Below are 16224 nucleotides of genomic sequence, written 5' to 3'. Positions count from 1 at the left end.
ACAGACGGACTATTTTCCCCACGCCATGACCGCCGAAGCCCACACCAGCGTCCGCCCCTGGCGCGCCATCGACCGCCGCAAGAGCCGCAAGATCCGCGTCGGGAACGTCGAGGTGGGCGGCGACGCGCCGATCACCGTCCAGTCGATGACCAACACGCTGACGGCCGACGCGAACGCGACCATCGCGCAGATCCGCCAGCTGGAGGAGGCTGGCGCCGACATCGTCCGCGTCTCCTGCCCCGACGAGGAGTCCACCGCGGCGTTCCGTGAGATCGCCCGGGCGGCCAAGGTCCCGCTCGTGGCCGACATCCACTTCCACTACAAGCGCGGCATCGAGGCGGCCGAGGCCGGCGCGGCCTGCCTGCGGATCAATCCCGGCAACATCGGCAACGCGCAGCGGGTGCGCGACGTCATCCAGGCCGCCCGCGACCACGGCTGCTCCATGCGCATCGGCGTCAACGCCGGCTCGCTGGAGCGCGACCTGCTGGAGAAGTATGGCGAGCCCTGCCCCGACGCGATGGTCGAGAGCGCGCTGCGCCACGCCGCGATCCTGCAGGACCACGACTTCCATGAGTTCAAGATCAGCGTGAAGGCGTCCGACCCCTTCATGACCGTGGCCGCCTACCAGCAGCTCGCCGAGGCCATCGACTGCCCGCTGCACCTCGGGGTCACGGAGGCGGGGGCGCTGCGCACCGGGACGGTGAAGTCGTCGATCGGCATCGGTTCGATGCTGTGGGCCGGGATCGGCGACACCATCCGCGTCAGCCTGGCGGCCGATCCGGTGGAGGAGATCAAGGTCGGCTTCGACATCCTGAAGTCGCTGGGCCTGCGTCACCGCGGCGTGAACATCATCGCCTGCCCGTCCTGCGCCCGTCAGGGCTTCAACGTGATCAAGACCGTCGAGGCGCTCGAGGCGCGGCTCGCCCACATCTCCCAGCCGATGAGCCTGTCGATCATCGGCTGCGTCGTGAACGGCCCGGGCGAGGCGCTGATGACCGACCTCGGCTTCACCGGCGGCGGCAAGGGCGCGGGCATGGTCTATGTCGCCGGCAAGCCGGACCACAAGCAGGACAACGACGGTATGGTCGACCACATCGTCGCCCTCGTCGAAGCCCGCGCCGCCGAGATCCAGGCTGCGACAACCGCCGCCTTCGAAGCTGCGGAATAGTTTGTTACAAAGATGACGCCTGCGTCACTCTTGCACAGACGGCCCTTCCGCGCTTAGGTGCCGGTCCAATTCTTGGGAGGGACGAATGTCCGCGGACGGCAACTGGAAAGTCACCATCAACACGCCCATGGGCGCCCGCACCATGGCGGTCTCCATCGCCACCAGCGGCGACACCTTCACGGGCAAGGTCGATTCTGAAATGGGCGCGCAGGAAGTCACCGGCAAGGTCGACGGCGACACGCTCACCTGGAGCACCGACATCACCAATCCGATGCCGATGAAGCTCGAATTCTCGGCCAAGGTCGAAGGCGACAAGATGACCGGCAACTGCAAACTGGGCATGTTCGGCAACGCCGCCCTGACCGGCGAGCGCGCCTAAGCGATCCACGCCGCCCTGGCGTAGAAGAGGCCCTCTCCGGCGACGGAGAGGGCCTTTTTGCTATTGTTTCGGGGTCACCGCGTCGGCGGCGCGGTTGGCCGCGGATCCGACGCTGTCGGCCGCCGTGGCCGCGCTGTCCGCCACGCTGGAGGCGGTGCTGGTCACCGCGTCGGTGCGGATCGCGTCGTTGCGGTTCGACTGCAGCAGGAAGAAGGCCACGATCGCCACCATCGCCAGGACGGCTATGCCGATCAGCACGCCGCCGAGGCCTGAGCCGCTCCCTGAGTCCACATAGGTCGTGCCGCCAGCGTCGCGCTCGACCACGCGCTCGTGGGTCAGGCCGTCGCTGCGTTCTGTCACGCGTTCGGTCGCCATTTGGAATCTCCGTATGTCACCGGGGGCCGTAACACCCTCGGCGGCGGAGCGTTCCACCTACCGCCGGCGCGGCGGGACCACGTCGGCGAAGTCCGAGAACGCCTTCCACTTCGGCTCCAACGGCTCGGCGCCGGCGGCCGGCGCGTAGGCGGACGGCTCCTCGATCGCCATGCGCGGGATGTAGCGCGGGCAGTTCGGGAAGATATCGATCGGCGTCACCTTGACCAGAAGCTGGGCGCCGGGGATGTCCGCCATCGCCGGGTCGTCCGCGACGACCTCGGCCCGGCCGTTCACCCTCAGCCGGCCGGCGCGTTCGCCCATGGCGATGAACAGCAGGCCCACGTGCGGATTGGCGGCGACGTTGCCCAGGCTCTTGAACATGCCGTTGCCGTCGTAGTCGGGGAACACCAGCAGATCCGGAGCCACCACGCGGGCGAACCCCGGCGGCCCACCCTTGAACGAGCAGTCCGGGCGGCCCTCGGCGTCGGCGGTGGCGAGGAAGAAGAAGCTCTGGCCCGCGATGAGGGCGGCGTCGCCGTCGGTGAAGCGGTCGTGGCGCAACTTCTCCTCCAATCGATCGGCCAGCGCGCGGCTGCCGAAGGCGTCCTGAAGCTGCCGGTTGCCTTCGTGGTACATGGCGGTCCTCCCACACAGACCATAGCGCGGATTTGGCGCCCGGGCCGGTTCCAGCTACAGACAGCGCCCTTCGAAGGACTGAACCCGTGCGACTTCCCCAGGCCAGGCTCGACCAGGTGCTCGACCGCTTCCGCGAGATCGAGGCGCGCATGGGCGCGGCCGCCGACGGGGCCGAGATCGTCCGCCTCTCCAAGGAGCACGCCGAGCTGAAGCCGGTGGCCGACGCTGTCATGGCGCTGGAGCGGGTCAAGGCCGAGGGTCCTGAACTGGAGGAGATGGCCGCCTCCGGCGACGCCGAAATGGCGCAGATGGCCCGCGACGAGCTTGAGGCGCTGAAGGACAAGCTGCCGGCGCTCGAGCACGAGGTGGCCCTGCTGCTCGCGCCCAAGGATCGCGACGAGAACGCCTCCGCCATCCTCGAAGTCCGCGCCGGCACCGGCGGCGACGAGGCCGCGCTGTTCGCCGGCGACCTGTTCCGCATGTACCAGCGCTACGCCCAGATCCACGGCTGGCGGGTCGAGATCGACTCGGTCACCGAGGGTGAGATGGGCGGCTACAAGGAGATCGTGGCCGCGATCACCGGCGAGGGGGTGTTCGGCCGGCTGAAGTTCGAGAGCGGCGTGCATCGGGTCCAGCGCGTGCCGGCCACCGAAGCCCAGGGGCGGATCCACACCTCGGCCGCGACGGTGGCGATCCTGCCCGAACCCGAGGACGTGGAGATCGAGATCCGCGACCAGGACCTGCGCATCGACACCTATCGCTCGTCCGGCGCCGGCGGACAGCACGTGAACAAGACCGACTCCGCGGTCCGCATCACCCACCTGCCCACCGGCATCGTGGTGACCAGCTCCGAGAAGTCGCAGCACCAGAACCGGGCCCGGGCCATGAAGGCCCTGAAGGTCAAGCTGTACGACCAGCAACGCGAAGCCCTGGACACCGCCCGCGCCGACGCGCGCAAGAGCCAGGTGGGATCGGGCGACCGCTCGGAGCGCATCCGCACCTACAACTACCCCCAGGGCCGGGTCACCGACCACCGCATCAACCTGACCCTCTACAACCTGCCCAAGGTGATGGAGGGTGAAGCCCTGGACGACGTGATCAATCCGCTGATCGCCGAAGACCAGGCCGCGCGCCTGGCGGCGCTGGAGGATGAATTCGGCTAGGCGCCCCATCCTCGACGACCGTCGCCAACGGCGGCGTCTCGGGCGGCGGCTTTCGGCGCAGGTTCCGCATCTGCCGGCGCGCGATGTCCAGAAGCAGGCTCGTCCCCTTGCGGAAGCCCACGAAGCGCAGGCCCACCGTGTCGGCCATGGCCGCGCCGCGCTCGCCCATCGGCTTGGGCGGGCCGGTGGTGGAGTCGATGGCGGTCTGGTGCTCGATCTCGGCGTTCAGCTCGGCGCCCATGAGGACCACCATCACCGAGAACCAGATCCAGAGCATGAAGCCGATCACCGTGCCCAGGGATCCGTAGGTGACATCCAGCCGCGCCACATTGTTGAGATACCAGGAGAACGCCGCCGAGCCGGTCATCCAGAGGAAGGCGGCCGTGGCGCTGCCCGGGACAAGCCAGCGCCACCGCGCCAGCCTGCGGCTCGGCCCATAGCGGTAGGCGACGCCAAAGGCGGTGGCCGCGACGACGTAGACCAGCGGCCAGCGCGCCGCGATCAACCAGGCCCCGCGGACATGAAGGGCCTCCAGGACGAGCGGCAGGGCCACCAGGATGCCGCTGATCATGGCCAGGAACACCAGCAGGGCCAGGGTGAAACCGTAGGTCAGGGCGGTGCGCAGGACGTAGTTCCGTTTCTCGGTTTCGTCGTAGGCGATGTTCAGGCCGTCGAAGAGTGACTTCATCCCGGCGCTGGCGCTCCAGAGCGACAGCAGCAGGCTGACGACGAACGCCAAGGACAGCCCCGCCGCCTTGCCGTTCGCTAGCCTGAGCATCTGTTCGCCCAGCAGCCGCACCGCCTCGGGCGGGAAGATGGTCGAGAGCTGGGCCAGCTGCTGCTCGACCAGCCGTACGTCGGCGATCAGGCCGTAGAGCGAGACGAAGACGCCCAGCGCCGGGAAGATCGCCAGCAGGGTGTAGTAGGTGACACTGCCGGCCACGACCGTCAGCCGGTCCTGGCTGATCTCCCGCCAGGTGCGCCACAGGATGTCCTTCCAGCCCCGCCAGGGGATGTGGTGCGGCCGCTCGGCCACCCGGCCCCGCCCCGGCTCCTGCTGCTCGAAATGCGCCGGCTCGGCCACGGTCTGGCGGCTCAGGCCCGGCTGCGGCTTGGGCTCCACGCGCAGCGGCTGCGGGACCGGCCTCGCGCGCGTCGCATTCCACCACGCCGCCGCGAGCGCCGCCGTGAGCGCCCAGGGCGCCAGGGCGGCCACCGACGGCGCGCGCCGACCCCGGCGTGGCGGCGAAGATGGCTGGGCTGCGGTCACGCGAGCGCTCCCCTGGCGACGCTCGGGCTAACCCTTCGGCGTGGCGGTCCGTTCCGTCCGACCTTGAGCATCGGCGGCGTTTCGGTCAGAAGCCGCCCATGAGTGGCCATGTCGCAGCCATCTATCGGCACCCGGTGAAGGGCTTCACGCCCGAGCCGTTGGCGCATGTCGACCTCGCTCCGGGCGAAGGTTTTCCGCATGACCGGATCTGGGCGGTCGAGAACGGTCCGTCCGGCTACGACCCCGACGCGCCGGCCTTCACGCCGAAGCAGAAGTTCACCGTGCTGGCGGCGATCCCCAAGGTGGCCGCGGCCCGGACCCGCTACGACGAGGCGACCGGCGTGATGACCGCCGAGGCGCCGGGCGCGGCCGCCTTCACCGGCCGGCTGGACGAGGCGGCTTCGCGCGATGCGTTCGCCGCCTGGCTCACCGCCTTCCTGGACGTCGGCGACGTCCGCGGGCCGCTGAAGGTCGTCGACGCCCGGGGCGCCTTCCGCTTCACCGACCATCCGCTGGGCCAGGTCTCGGTGGTCAACATGGCCAGCGTCCGAGACCTGTCGCAGAAGATGGGCGTCGAACTGGATCCCCTCCGCTTCCGCGCCAATCTCTACGTCGAGGGCTGGCCCGCCTGGGCCGAGAACGAGTGGTCGGACCGCGAGGTGATGGTCGGCTGGGCGCGAGCCAAGGTATTCAAGCCCATCGTCCGCTGCGCGGCGACCGAAGTGGACCCCACCACCGCGATCCGCGACCTCGAGGTGGTGAAGGCGCTGTTCGACAACTACGGCCACATGTTCTGCGGCATCTACATCCAGGTCACATCAGCGGGCCGGGTAGGCCTCGGAGACGCGATAACAGCGGGCGCGGCGTAGCTTCCTTCCGCGATCCGACCCGGACTATTTGCGTCCCCAGAACCCATCCATGGCCATCTGGACCTGGCCGCCGTCCTGCGGACGGTCGCGCCAGAGCGTGGAGTGCGGATCCTCGGTCAGCCGCTCGTAGGTATAGTAGTAGAGCGCCAGGGAGCGCCGCACCCGATCCGGCGGGCAGGTCATCGGCTCGGGATGACCGTGGAACGAGACGTCCGTCGTGCTGAACACCACCATCCGGTTGAACAGTGGCTCCACACGCCGCACGCAGGCGTTCATCTCCGCGTCCCACAGCTCCAGGTCCCCGCCCCACGCCGTGTCCCAGCCTTCGTTGAGGTAGAGCAGCAGATTCAGTCGCCGGTAGAGCTGGGTGACCGGATGCAGGTTGAAGTCGGCATGGACGGCCAGCTTGCCCCCGGCCACGATCTGATGGAATCCGGCGCCCCACATGTGCGGATCAGGCAACAGGCCGCGGATTCCGGTGAGCGCCGTCAGGAAGTCCAGGAAAGGCTTGCCGGACAGGAACGCGATCAGTCGTGTGCTCTCCGGTCCGAGGGACGGCACGTCGCGCCAGGCGAACTTGCGCTCCTGGAGATGCTGGACGTCCGCCGTGAACAGGGAGTTCGGCTCGAGCGGAGACGGGATCTCCGCGCCTACCCGGCGCAGCAGGCCTTCGTCGAACAGGCGATCCAGGACGATGTGGGGAAAGGGCTGAGCCCGCGCGTAGTCCTCGCTCCAGGCCGTGACCTCCTGCCCGAATTCCTCTCCCGCGGCCATGACCGCATAGTATGGAGAGGGCTGCGGAGCCGCGGGCCGACTCTTGACGAGATGGGGCAGCAGATTTCTAAGCATACGCTCGGGTCAGGTCACTTCGGCGCTCTTGCCGGAGATCGGACAATCTCCAGTTTCATTCTTCCGCGGGTTATATGACGGTTCGAACCGCGTCCAGCCGCCAGCCTCGGAGAAGCCGGCCATGAGCCTGAACCTGGTCCAGGCCTGGAAGGGCGCTCGAGCGCGGCTGGAAGCCGCCGGGCTGTCCGGCCCCGTCATCGACGCGCGCCTGCTGGTCGAGGCCGCCGCCGACGCCACTCGGGTCGATATCGTGACCGATCCTCACCGAGCCCTGACGCCCGAGCAGGAGGCGCGGCTGGAAGACTACCTGTCCCGCCGCGAGCGCCGCGAGCCGGTGAGCCACATCCTGGGCCGCAAGGGCTTCTGGAAGATCATGCTGGGGGTCACCAAGGACGTCCTGACGCCCCGGCCCGACACAGAGACCGTCGTGGAATACGCCCTGCGCGATTTCCCCGAACACGCGGCCTGGTCGGTGCTGGACCTGGGCGTCGGCTCGGGCGCCATCCTGTTGGCCCTGCTGGCCGAGCGGCCGGCGGCCAAGGGCCTGGGGGTAGACGTCTCGGAGGAGGCCCTGGCCGTGGCGCGCGACAACGCCGCGGCGCTGGACCTCGCCGGCCGAGTCGCCCTGTTGCGCGGGGACTGGACGGCGGGCCTCGACGGCGACCGGTTCGACCTGGTGGTCTCCAATCCGCCCTACATCGCCAGCCATGTCATCGAGACCCTGGAGCCCGAGGTGCGCGATCATGAGCCGCGCCTGGCGCTGGAGGGCGGGGCCGACGGCCTGGACCACTATCGGGTGCTGGCGCCCGAGATCCTGCGGGTGCTGAAGCCCGGCGGACGCTTCGCCGTGGAGATCGGCTACGACCAGAAAGACGCGGTCGAAGCGCTGTTCAAGGAGGCCGGCGCGGTGTTCGTTCAGACCATCCGCGACCTCGGCGACCGCGACCGCGTTGTCGCTGGCGAGAAAAAGACCTTGGAAACGGCGGGCTGACTCGCTACATCAGATCACGTCTCCACCCAAATTCGTCGGTGTTGCAGGTAGATGCGTCCCCATGAAGGACGCCCGCCCCGCCCCGACAGGCGCGACGCTTCCATAGCCTCTCGCTGATGAGCTTCCGGGCGGAAGACGGGGAAAACACACGTCTTCACATGACTGACCGGGCCACGGCCCGACCACGCTGAAGACCAAGGCGTCGATAGGGGCGCTAGGGAAAGACCGAACGGTTTCCAAATTATGAGAGATTTCAAGGGTATGAAGCGCCAGCGCGGGCGCAATCGGGGCGGCGGCGGCTCAAGTGGCGGCGGTGGCGGCGGCAAGCCCCAGCCCCACAACGCCAATCGCGCCTTCGACTCGAACGGCCCCGACGGGGTGAAGGTGCGCGGCAACGCCCAGCACGTCTTCGAGAAGTACCAGCAGTTGGCCCGCGACGCGGGCTCCGCCGGGGACCGGGTCCTCGCCGAGAACTATCTTCAGCACGCCGAGCACTATTTCCGCCTGCTGCGGGCCCTGCAGCCCACCCGTCCCGCCAGCGAGATCATCGGCCGCGACCAGTTCGCGTCCGGCTATGACATCGATTTCGAGGACGAGACGGGCCAGGCCCAGTCGATCGCCGCCGACGAGGCGGCCGCAGCGGCCGCGGCGGCGGGCGAGGCAAGCGGCGAGACCCGCGAGGACGGCGAGGCCCGCGACCAGAACCGCGACCAGGCCCAGAACCGGCCGCGCGAACGTGAGTGGCAGGCCCGCGATCGCGACGACCGTCCGCGCGACGGCGCCAATCGCGATCGTCCGCGAGATCGCGCGGAATGGCAGCCCCGCGAAAACCGCGACCGCAACCGGGACCGGCCGCGCGACGACCGCCCCAGGGATGACCGTCCTCGTGACGATCGTCCCCGCGAGGACCGCCCGCGCGACGAACAGCCCCGTGATGATCGTTCGCGTGATGATCGTCCGCGTGACGAACAACCCCGCACCGAGGATCGTCCCCGCGCCGAGGGCGAAGGCCGCCGCGAGCGCTCGGACCGACGGGACCGCGACCGAGACCGTGGCGAACGCCCGACCCGCGATCCGCTGGCTGTGGTCCAGCCGCAAGGCGATCCTGCGCCCGAGGAACGTGGCCACATGCTGCGCGACGCCGAGGGCGGCGCCAGCCATGCTCCGGCCTTCCTGCAGGCCGCCGCGCCGCGCCCGGCCCCCGCGGCCGACTCGGCCGACGAGAAGCCCAAGCCCCGCCGTCGCCGCGCTCCGCGCAGCTTCGAAGGCGGCGAAGGCGCCCCGGCCCCCGCCGAGTCCGCGGAAGATTAGTCGGACGAAGACGGGTTGGCGGACCGCTTCAACAGCGCCGCCAGCTCGTCCTTCCACAGCGCCGCCCACGTATGCGTGCCATGGCCGCGAGTCTGGGCGCTGGCCGGGATCAGGACGAACCGCGTGGTCTTCAGCCGCGCCGCCGCCGTTTCGGCGATGCCCAACTCCGGCGGGTTGATGAAGTCGTCCGCCGAATTCACCCAGGTCATGGGCGCGGTGATGGTCTCGAGGCCTTTCGAAGGGTCGTAGGTCCGCGACGCGTCCAGCTGGTAGATCAGGTCGTTGGCGTCCAGCGGACGCATTCGCCGCGGCAGTTCCGTGGCCAGCCAGTCGTCTGCCGCCTGGCGGGTCGGAAGCTGGTTCTGCATCGGCAGCGGCGAGGCCCCTACCAGCATCAGCAGGTCCTGTGCGGTCCTCAGGCCCTGCGCCGGCTGGGCCGTGTAGGCGCCGCCGTTCCACGCCGGATCGGCCTTCACCGCGTCGATCGCCATCTTGCGCCAGAGCCGGTTGCGGCCCGCGATCTCCACCGGCAGGCAGGCCAGCGGCATCAGCGCCCGCGACGCCTGCGGCCACGCCTCCGCCCACATGAAGCCGTGCATGCAGCCCATGGACGTGCCCATCAGCAGGCGCAGCTTCTCGACCTTCAGGCCCTTGGTCACCAGCCCGTGCTGGGCCTCGACCATGTCGGCGTAGTCGTACTTCGGGAACTTCGCGCGCAGGCCGTCGGACGGCTTGGACGAGCCGCCGTGGCCGATGCCGTCGGGCAGGACGATGAAGTGCGTCGCCGGATCCAGCAGGCCGCCCGGCGCGAACAGCACGTCGGCGAACTGCGGCGAGAGGAACTGGCGCCCCGTGCCGCCGGTGCCGTGCAGGATCAACACCGCGTTGGTGACCTTGCCGGCCGCGTCGGTCTTTGGCGTCCCCAGGGTGTAGTAGTGGATCTTCAGCTCGGGCAGGGTCTCGCCCGACCGGAACCTGAAGTCCTTGACGACATAGTCGTGGGCCGCCGGCTCCGGCGCGGCCAGCGCGCTGCCGAACGACACCGCCGCCGCGGCGACGCCCGCGAGCCCCCTGCCCCAGACTTTCCGCATGCTCACGCTCCCCATGTCACGGGGTGCACTGTAGAGCGCTGAAGCCTAGAACCGATACCCCACGCCCATACGGAAGCTGCGGCCCGGCAGCGGGGCGACGTCCTTCAGGAACGAGGCGTGCTCGCGGGCTTCGACATTGGTCAGGTTGTGGGCGTCGAGGAACAGCTTGAGGTCCGGCTGGCTCTCGAACGGCCGCACGACCAGCGAGGCGTTGAGCATGGTGTAGCCGTCGGTTGGCAGCTCGAAGTCGGCCACCCTGTTCTGGTCGCCTACGGTGTGGACTTCCAGCGTGCCGGTCCAGGCGGCGTCCTGGAACACGGCGCGGCCGGTCAGCGACCACGGCGGGATGCGCACCGCCGGGCCGGCGTCGGTCTCGCCGTGGACGTAGTCGCCCGTGCCTTCGAACCGCAGGCTCTTGTCGCCCGACTGCCAGGCCTTGAAGCCGATCTCGGCCTCGGTCCCGTAGAATTTCGCCCCGCCCTGCACGAAGTTGAAGATCGGGAAGCCGCTGTCGGCGTCGACCGCGCCGGTGGGGATCAGGTCGATGAAGTTGTCGTAGTCCGCGTAGAAGCCGTGGAGGTCCAGGGTCCACGCAGCGTTGCTGTAGTGGGCGGTGGCGTCGACGGAGTACGAGACCTCCTTGTCCAGGGTGGGATCGCCCACTTCGAACGCTCCCGTGGCCGGGTGAGCGCCGAAGGACGACAGCTCCTCCTCGGTCAGGCCGCGGCTGGTGCGCGACAGCGACAGGCCGAAGAACCAGCCCTCGGCGGGCCGGGCGAACAGGCCCACCGAGGCCGAGAGATTCGTGAAGTCGCGGTCGGCGCGGATGTTCTTGATCGAGCGGGTGTCGATGCGGAGGCCGCCCTCGATCCCCCAACTGTCCTTGTCCAGGCGCTGAAGGGTGAAGACGCCCGCCTCGTCGATCTTGGTGGCGGGGATCAAGGCCTCCTCGCCGATGGCGTCGAAGTCGCGGTGCAGGCCCTGGAAGCCTACCGCCCCCTGCCAGCCATCGCGATTGGGCTGCACCAGCTCGACACGACCCTCGTAGCCCTTGGACAGGAAAGTCGTGCCGACCTCGTCGCCCTCGAACTCCGTGTGCTTGTAGTCGGAGTATCCGCCGGCGAACTTGATGCTGTCGAAGGGGCCGAAGCCGAAGTTCAGGCCGCCCCGGGCATCGACGCGGGTCTGCTTCAGCCCGATATGGACCGTGTCCTCGGCCGCGCTGCCGTACTCGCTGTCGGTGCGCTTGACCGCCACGCCGCCCCAGCCCTGGTCGCCCGCGTACGACAGCCCCGCGCCATAGGCGTCGAGGTCGACGTAGGTGTTCGGCACCTTGGTGTCCTTGCGCGACGGCGCGGGCAGGCCCAGTTCCGCGGCCAGTTCGCGCGACATCGGATCGACCGGGACCTCATAGTCCCCGCTGCGGCGGTGCGCGCCGTCCAGGGTCACGGAGAAGCCGTTCCCGACGCCAGCCGACAGCGCGCCGGAGACCGCCCGGCCATCGTCGCCGGTGGAATAGGAGCCCAGCACCCGGCCATGGACGCCGTCGACGTATTTGGACGGAATCCGGTTGTCGATGATGTTGACGATGCCGCCGATCGCCGAGCCGCCGTAGGCCAGCGCCGAGGGGCCGCGCAGCACTTCGATCCGCTCGGCCTCCTGCGGGTCGCTGGCCACCTGGTGGTCGGGAGACAGCCCGGAAGCGTCGATCAGGCCGATGCCGTTGGTCAGCACCAGCACCCGCGGCCCGGACAGGCCCCGGATCACCGGCCGGCTGGCGCCCGGCCCGAAGAACGAAGACCGCACGCCCGGCAGATTGGCCAGGACGTCGCCCAGCCCGGCCGACGGCGCCAGGTCGAGATCCTCGCGCTTCACCACGTTGACGCTGGTGGTGGTCGAGTCGATCGACACGACATAGGGCGCGGCCGTGACCACCACCTCCGCCAGGTCCTTGCCGCCGCCGGAGTCGTCGGCTGCGTACGCGGGGGGAGCGAGCAGCGCCAGGACGCCGGCGGCGGCAAAGAATGTGACACGGGACATGGAACGCCTTCGGGGAGGTCGGACTTGAACAATGGCGTGAGTGTTATGAAATAACATAACCATTCGTCAAGCGCGTTGCCGCGCGACGGTGAACTGGGTTAGCTGGAGGCCATGGCGGACGCCTGTCATCACCACGAAGAGCATGACCACCACGGCCTGCACGGCGCGTCCCTGGCGCGCGCGCTGGCGGCGGCCGAGGAGCGTTGCGTGGAGACGCAGGAGCGACTCACCGCGCCGCGTCGTCGGGTGCTCGAGCTCCTGCTGGCGGCCGACGCACCGCTGAAAGCCTACGACCTGATCGCAGCCTATGGCGAGGCCGGAGAGCCGGCCAAGCCGCCGACCGTCTATCGGGCGCTCGAATTCCTGGAACGCCTAGGCTTTGCGCATCGGATCGAGAGCCTGAACGCCTACGTGCCCTGTCGCATCCAGGGCGGGCATGTGGCGGCCTTCCTGATCTGCGACTGCTGTGGCGAGGCGGCCGAGTTCGAACCGGACTTCACGCCGCAGATGGCCGCGGCCGCGGCCGCCGGCTACGAGGTTCGCCAGGTCACGCTCGAAGCCCGCGGGCTGTGCTCAGGGTGCCGGGAGCACTGAGGCCCCGGCGATCTCCTAGTACCAGAACACGTCGCGGACGACCTGGACGATCCGGCCACTGAACTCGTCGATCAGCAGGGCGTCGGGACCAGAGCGGACCCACTCGTATCCTGGCGGCGGCAGCGGAAGGTCGTATTGCCAGGGATCGATGATGAAATACCCCGGACCGAACCAGCTCCGCGGGTAGAACTCGCCGAAGCCCCAGCTGCGCAGGTAGAAGCCGCTCGGCGGACGCCAGGAGTAGCGATACCGGTGCGAGCTGAAATAGGCTGGCGGATAACGTCCCCGCTCCCAGCGGCGGTGGTCGTCGCGGCGGTCCCAGTCGCGGCGATCGTTGTCGCCCCGGCCATTCCAATCACGGCGGTCTCCGTCCCGGCGGTCGTTGTCGCCACGTCCGTTCCAGTCGCGGCGGTCGTTGTCGCGGCGGCCATCGCCCCGGCCCCCATCGTCCCGGCGGCCATCGCCCCGGCCGTTCCAATCGCGGCGCCCGTCCCCGCGTTGACCCGCGCCACGCGGAGCGTCGCCGCCCCGCACGCTCGGTTGGTCATAGCGGCCGTCGCCGCGGAAGCGGGCGCGGTCCCCCGCCTGGGGCGCCTGGGGCGGCGCCTGGGCCTGGGGCGCCTGCGGAGCTTCGGCCGGGCGCGCGCCGCGGCCCTGGCTCCAGTCGCGCTGCGGGCGGTCGCCACCCGACCCGTCGCGTTGCGGCCGGTCGCGCTGTTCGAGACGTTCCTGCCGGTCGCCACGGTCCCCGCGCTCGGCGCGTTGCGCCATCGCGGGCGCCGCCTGGGCCAGGAGCACGACGGTCAGGGCCGCCATCGCAATCTTCATCACCATCGATCCATGCTGGGCGCCGGAAGGCGGCCCGATAGTCCCTTGATATGATCATGCGCATGGCGCGCGTGAACCGCGCTTGAACGGCCCGGTCCCGCGCGGTTAGTCAGGACAAGCGATGGAGGATCCCGCTTGGCCGCGACGCCCAACGACATCCTGGGGTTCTGGAGGAACGCCGGCGCCCGGCAGTGGTATGCCGCCAAGCCCGCCTTCGACGCCGTCATCCGCCTGAAGTTCGAACCGGTGCATCACGCCGCCGCGCGGGGCGAGTACGACAAATGGGTCGGGACGCCGGATGGCGTATTGGCGCTCTTGATCCTGCTCGATCAGTTCCCGCGCAACATGTACCGCAAGTCCGGCCACGCCTTCGCCACCGACCCAAAGGCGCGCGCCATCGCCCGTGCGGCGGCCGAACGCGGCTGGCACCTCGAGGTGGAACCGGAGATGCGGCAGTTCATGCTGCTGCCGTTCGAGCACTCCGAGGACATGGCCGACCAAGACTACGGCCTGATCCTGGCCGAAGAGGTCGGCGACCCGGAGGTGCTGAAGTGGATCCACGTCCACCGCGACATCATCGTCCGCTTCGGCCGCTTCCCGCACCGCAACCCCGCGCTGGGGCGCACGACGACGGCCGAGGAACAGGCGTTCCTCGACGAGGGCGGCTTCGGCGGCTGAAAGACCCTACTCGGGCTTGGGCTCGGCCTTGAGGTCCTTCTCGGCCTTCTCGCCCTTGGCGGCGTTGGTCACGCAGACCTTGCGCGGCATGCGCGAGCCGCTGGGCGTGGCGGTGTAGCAGGTCTTGCCCGGCGCCTTGGCCTCGGCCGACTTGCCCGGCTTGGCGTCGGTCGTCGCGGCGGCCTGGGTGGTCTCGGGCGCGGCGAACATGGCCAGCGCCGCGAAGGCGGAAATCAGCATGCGGAAATCCATCTTACGTAAGAACTGTAGAGGCCCCTTAACCTTACGTACACCGTACGCCAAGTCCGGAATCGACAAACGGTCGTGTGGGTCGTTTACAGTGCTTGTGGATGAGGCAGCCCACGCCGCTGTTCTGTGACCCGCGAATCACCCAGGCTCGCCTGACGATGAACGCCCATGTCGCCATCGCCGCGCCGCACCAGGCCGCTCCCGATCATCCGGAGCGCCAGTACCTCGATCTGCTCGCCGATATCCTGGCGAACGGCGTGGAGCGCGGCGACCGCACGGGCACCGGCACCCTGGGCGTCTTCGGTCGCCAGATGCGGTTCGACCTGGCCAAGGGCTTCCCGCTCCTCACCACCAAGAAGCTGCACCGCAAGTCGATCATCCTGGAGCTGCTCTGGTTCCTGAGGGGCGACACCAACGTCCGCTGGCTGCAGGAACGCGGCGTCAGCATCTGGAACGAATGGGCCGACGCCGAGGGCGAACTCGGCCCGGTCTACGGCAAGCAGTGGCGCTCCTGGGCCGCCCCGGACGGCCGGGTAATCGACCAGATCGCCGCCGTGGTGGAGAACCTGAAGGCCAACCCGAACAGCCGCCGCCACATCGTCTCGGCCTGGAACCCGGCCGAGGTGGACGACATGGCGCTTCCGCCCTGCCACTGCCTGTTCCAGTTCTTCGTCGCCGACGGGAAGCTGAGCTGCCAGCTCTACCAGCGCTCGGCCGACGTGTTCCTGGGCGTGCCGTTCAACATCGCCAGCTACGCCCTGCTGACCTTGATGGTCGCCAAGGTCTGCGGCCTTGAACCCGGCGAGTTCGTCCACACCCTGGGCGACGCGCACCTCTATCTGAACCACCTCGACCAGGCACGGTTACAACTGTCACGTGACCCGCTTCCACTTCCCGTGATGCACATCGCCGACAAGACCGACCTGTTCGCCTTCGACTTCGAGGACTTCAAGCTCGAGGGCTATTCTGCCCATCCGTCCATCGCGGCCCCGATCGCGGTCTAGCGATGAAGCCGCCGCTGACGCTCAGGGAAGTCACCGAGTCCGCGGCGCAGATCTCGGACATCTACGCCGGCAAGTACGCCATCGCCCGCGACGACGACTGGTACCTGCTGAAGCTCCAGGAGGAGCTGGGCGAACTGGCCCAGGCGCACCTGCGGCTCTCCAGCCGCGGCCGGGGCGAGGCCTGCGAGCATGATCGGGCCGACGAGGCCGCCGACGTCCTGTGCATGCTGCTGCTCTACTGCCGCCGCTTCGGCATCGACCCCGACGCCGCGGTCCGCCGCAAGTGGCTGCAGTGGCTGGAGCCGGCGGCTTAGGCGCGCCTCACTTCCGCACGAACGCGCACAGCTTGGCGCCGTCCGGGTCTCGGACGTAGGCGGCGTAGAACACCGGCTCCATGCCTTCGCGAACGCCTGGCGGTCCCTCGCAGGACCCGCCGTGCGCGAGGGCCGCGGCGTGGAAGGCGTCAACGGCGGCGCGGTCGCGGACCCGGAACGCCAGCATCGTCCCGTTCCCGCCGGTGGCGTCGCGCCGGTCGAAGGGCCGCGTCAGGAAGAACGGCGCCGGATCTCCGTCACGGGCGTAGCCGGTCCAGGTCGGGCTGGTGGTGGTGCGCCGGGCGTCCAGCGGCGCGAAGACGGCGTCGTAGAACCGGATGGCGCGGTCCATGTCGTTCACGCCGACGGTCGAATAGGCGATCATTCGCGGACTCCACTGGTCCCGGTATCGAAG

General features: G+C 69.2%; 19 protein-coding genes. 10 read left to right on the top strand and 9 right to left on the bottom strand.

Going from position 1 to position 16224, the window contains the following annotated elements; translation table 11 throughout:
• Positions 1 to 25: 25 nt before the first annotated feature.
• Together ispG and EPO51_RS00235 are read left to right on the top strand one after the other, a co-directional pair.
• Positions 26 to 1168 carry a flavodoxin-dependent (E)-4-hydroxy-3-methylbut-2-enyl-diphosphate synthase gene (gene ispG, locus EPO51_RS00240; RefSeq protein ID WP_293344758.1) on the top strand — a complete coding sequence of 381 codons (1143 nt, stop codon included), beginning with the start codon at positions 26 to 28 and terminating at the stop codon, positions 1166 to 1168.
• An 85-nt stretch (positions 1169 to 1253) separates the two neighbouring features.
• On the top strand, positions 1254 to 1547 hold the full coding sequence (locus EPO51_RS00235) for a hypothetical protein (RefSeq protein WP_293344756.1): 294 nt from the start codon (positions 1254 to 1256) through the stop codon (positions 1545 to 1547).
• A gap of 60 nt (positions 1548 to 1607) precedes the next feature.
• On the opposite strand, the gene EPO51_RS00230 is transcribed toward EPO51_RS00235, so the two are convergent.
• Both EPO51_RS00230 and EPO51_RS00225 read right to left on the bottom strand, forming a co-directional pair.
• Positions 1608 to 1922 (bottom strand): hypothetical protein, encoded by a 315-nt coding sequence (locus tag EPO51_RS00230; RefSeq protein WP_293344755.1) that lies wholly within the window; start codon positions 1920 to 1922, stop codon positions 1608 to 1610.
• 57 nt (positions 1923 to 1979) lie between these two features.
• Positions 1980 to 2558 (bottom strand): pyridoxamine 5'-phosphate oxidase family protein, encoded by a 579-nt coding sequence (locus tag EPO51_RS00225; protein ID WP_293344753.1) that lies wholly within the window; start codon positions 2556 to 2558, stop codon positions 1980 to 1982.
• Between the two features lie 86 nt (positions 2559 to 2644).
• On the opposite strand from EPO51_RS00225, the gene prfA reads away from it, so the two are divergent.
• Complete coding sequence (gene prfA, locus EPO51_RS00220; RefSeq protein ID WP_293344751.1) at positions 2645 to 3721, top strand: peptide chain release factor 1; 1077 nt, start codon at positions 2645 to 2647, stop codon at positions 3719 to 3721.
• On the opposite strand, the gene EPO51_RS00215 is transcribed toward prfA, so the two are convergent.
• Complete coding sequence (locus EPO51_RS00215; RefSeq protein ID WP_293344749.1) at positions 3657 to 4991, bottom strand: YihY/virulence factor BrkB family protein; 1335 nt, start codon at positions 4989 to 4991, stop codon at positions 3657 to 3659. The two genes, prfA and EPO51_RS00215, sit on opposite strands and share 65 nt — an antisense overlap.
• 98 nt (positions 4992 to 5089) lie before the next feature.
• Between EPO51_RS00215 and EPO51_RS00210 the strand changes: the two genes are divergently transcribed.
• Positions 5090 to 5860: an MOSC domain-containing protein gene (locus EPO51_RS00210; protein WP_293344747.1), complete on the top strand. Its 771-nt coding sequence runs from the start codon at positions 5090 to 5092 to the stop codon at positions 5858 to 5860.
• Positions 5861 to 5884: 24 nt separating this feature from the next.
• Here EPO51_RS00210 and EPO51_RS00205 read toward each other — a convergent pair whose 3' ends face one another.
• A complete protein-coding gene (locus tag EPO51_RS00205) occupies positions 5885 to 6634 on the bottom strand; it encodes a 2OG-Fe(II) oxygenase (RefSeq protein WP_293344745.1) in 750 nt (249 codons plus the stop codon).
• Positions 6635 to 6830: 196 nt separating this feature from the next.
• Between EPO51_RS00205 and prmC the strand changes: the two genes are divergently transcribed.
• Positions 6831 to 7700 (top strand): peptide chain release factor N(5)-glutamine methyltransferase, encoded by an 870-nt coding sequence (gene prmC, locus EPO51_RS00200; protein WP_293344743.1) that lies wholly within the window; start codon positions 6831 to 6833, stop codon positions 7698 to 7700.
• A gap of 261 nt (positions 7701 to 7961) precedes the next feature.
• Positions 7962 to 9011 carry a DUF4167 domain-containing protein gene (locus EPO51_RS00195; protein ID WP_465246580.1) on the top strand — a complete coding sequence of 350 codons (1050 nt, stop codon included), beginning with the start codon at positions 7962 to 7964 and terminating at the stop codon, positions 9009 to 9011.
• On the opposite strand, the gene EPO51_RS00190 is transcribed toward EPO51_RS00195, so the two are convergent.
• Both EPO51_RS00190 and EPO51_RS00185 read right to left on the bottom strand, forming a co-directional pair.
• Positions 9008 to 10102 carry an alpha/beta fold hydrolase gene (locus EPO51_RS00190; RefSeq protein ID WP_293344739.1) on the bottom strand — a complete coding sequence of 365 codons (1095 nt, stop codon included), beginning with the start codon at positions 10100 to 10102 and terminating at the stop codon, positions 9008 to 9010. The genes EPO51_RS00195 and EPO51_RS00190 overlap by 4 nt on opposite strands.
• Positions 10103 to 10147: 45 nt before the next feature.
• Positions 10148 to 12142, bottom strand: coding sequence for a TonB-dependent receptor (locus EPO51_RS00185; RefSeq protein ID WP_293344738.1), 1995 nt, complete (start codon positions 12140 to 12142; stop codon positions 10148 to 10150).
• Positions 12143 to 12253: 111 nt separating this feature from the next.
• Between EPO51_RS00185 and EPO51_RS00180 the strand changes: the two genes are divergently transcribed.
• Positions 12254 to 12736, top strand: coding sequence for a Fur family transcriptional regulator (locus EPO51_RS00180; protein WP_293344736.1), 483 nt, complete (start codon positions 12254 to 12256; stop codon positions 12734 to 12736).
• A 15-nt stretch (positions 12737 to 12751) separates the two neighbouring features.
• Here EPO51_RS00180 and EPO51_RS00175 read toward each other — a convergent pair whose 3' ends face one another.
• Entirely contained in the window at positions 12752 to 13564 is an 813-nt protein-coding gene (locus tag EPO51_RS00175; protein ID WP_293344734.1) for an RcnB family protein, read from the bottom strand.
• Between the two features lie 135 nt (positions 13565 to 13699).
• Here EPO51_RS00175 and EPO51_RS00170 point away from each other — a divergent pair, with 135 nt between their 5' ends.
• Entirely contained in the window at positions 13700 to 14242 is a 543-nt protein-coding gene (locus EPO51_RS00170; RefSeq protein WP_293344732.1) for a DUF924 family protein, read from the top strand.
• A gap of 6 nt (positions 14243 to 14248) precedes the next feature.
• On the opposite strand, the gene EPO51_RS00165 is transcribed toward EPO51_RS00170, so the two are convergent.
• Positions 14249 to 14482, bottom strand: coding sequence for a hypothetical protein (locus tag EPO51_RS00165; RefSeq protein WP_293344730.1), 234 nt, complete (start codon positions 14480 to 14482; stop codon positions 14249 to 14251).
• A gap of 167 nt (positions 14483 to 14649) precedes the next feature.
• Here EPO51_RS00165 and EPO51_RS00160 point away from each other — a divergent pair, with 167 nt between their 5' ends.
• Together EPO51_RS00160 and EPO51_RS00155 are read left to right on the top strand one after the other, a co-directional pair.
• On the top strand, positions 14650 to 15495 hold the full coding sequence (locus tag EPO51_RS00160; RefSeq protein ID WP_293344728.1) for a thymidylate synthase: 846 nt from the start codon (positions 14650 to 14652) through the stop codon (positions 15493 to 15495).
• A 2-nt stretch (positions 15496 to 15497) separates the two neighbouring features.
• On the top strand, positions 15498 to 15809 hold the full coding sequence (locus tag EPO51_RS00155; RefSeq protein ID WP_293344726.1) for a nucleoside triphosphate pyrophosphohydrolase family protein: 312 nt from the start codon (positions 15498 to 15500) through the stop codon (positions 15807 to 15809).
• A 7-nt stretch (positions 15810 to 15816) separates the two neighbouring features.
• Here the strand turns inward: EPO51_RS00155 and EPO51_RS00150 are convergent, their stop codons facing one another.
• Positions 15817 to 16194 (bottom strand): VOC family protein, encoded by a 378-nt coding sequence (locus tag EPO51_RS00150; protein WP_293344724.1) that lies wholly within the window; start codon positions 16192 to 16194, stop codon positions 15817 to 15819.
• Positions 16195 to 16224: the final 30 nt, after the last annotated feature.

This window comes from Phenylobacterium sp., assembly GCF_004297125.1.
Taxonomy (GTDB): domain Bacteria; phylum Pseudomonadota; class Alphaproteobacteria; order Caulobacterales; family Caulobacteraceae; genus Phenylobacterium.
The sequence above is the reverse complement of the archived record's forward strand: the minus strand, read 5'-3'. Positions and strand labels throughout refer to the sequence as shown.

Coding starts and splice junctions, on each gene's coding strand:
- ispG (WP_293344758.1), top strand. CDS start 26: ATGACCGCCGAAGCCCACACCAGCGTCCGCCCCTGGCGCGCCATCGAC.
- EPO51_RS00235 (WP_293344756.1), top strand. CDS start 1,254: ATGTCCGCGGACGGCAACTGGAAAGTCACCATCAACACGCCCATGGGC.
- EPO51_RS00230 (WP_293344755.1), bottom strand. CDS start 1,922: ATGGCGACCGAACGCGTGACAGAACGCAGCGACGGCCTGACCCACGAG.
- EPO51_RS00225 (WP_293344753.1), bottom strand. CDS start 2,558: ATGTACCACGAAGGCAACCGGCAGCTTCAGGACGCCTTCGGCAGCCGC.
- EPO51_RS00210 (WP_293344747.1), top strand. CDS start 5,090: ATGAGTGGCCATGTCGCAGCCATCTATCGGCACCCGGTGAAGGGCTTC.
- EPO51_RS00205 (WP_293344745.1), bottom strand. CDS start 6,634: ATGGCCGCGGGAGAGGAATTCGGGCAGGAGGTCACGGCCTGGAGCGAG.
- prmC (WP_293344743.1), top strand. CDS start 6,831: ATGAGCCTGAACCTGGTCCAGGCCTGGAAGGGCGCTCGAGCGCGGCTG.
- EPO51_RS00195 (WP_465246580.1), top strand. CDS start 7,962: ATGAAGCGCCAGCGCGGGCGCAATCGGGGCGGCGGCGGCTCAAGTGGC.
- EPO51_RS00190 (WP_293344739.1), bottom strand. CDS start 10,102: ATGCGGAAAGTCTGGGGCAGGGGGCTCGCGGGCGTCGCCGCGGCGGCG.
- EPO51_RS00185 (WP_293344738.1), bottom strand. CDS start 12,142: ATGTCCCGTGTCACATTCTTTGCCGCCGCCGGCGTCCTGGCGCTGCTC.
- EPO51_RS00180 (WP_293344736.1), top strand. CDS start 12,254: ATGGCGGACGCCTGTCATCACCACGAAGAGCATGACCACCACGGCCTG.
- EPO51_RS00175 (WP_293344734.1), bottom strand. CDS start 13,564: ATGAAGATTGCGATGGCGGCCCTGACCGTCGTGCTCCTGGCCCAGGCG.
- EPO51_RS00165 (WP_293344730.1), bottom strand. CDS start 14,482: ATGCTGATTTCCGCCTTCGCGGCGCTGGCCATGTTCGCCGCGCCCGAG.
- EPO51_RS00160 (WP_293344728.1), top strand. CDS start 14,650: ATGAACGCCCATGTCGCCATCGCCGCGCCGCACCAGGCCGCTCCCGAT.
- EPO51_RS00155 (WP_293344726.1), top strand. CDS start 15,498: ATGAAGCCGCCGCTGACGCTCAGGGAAGTCACCGAGTCCGCGGCGCAG.
- EPO51_RS00150 (WP_293344724.1), bottom strand. CDS start 16,194: ATGATCGCCTATTCGACCGTCGGCGTGAACGACATGGACCGCGCCATC.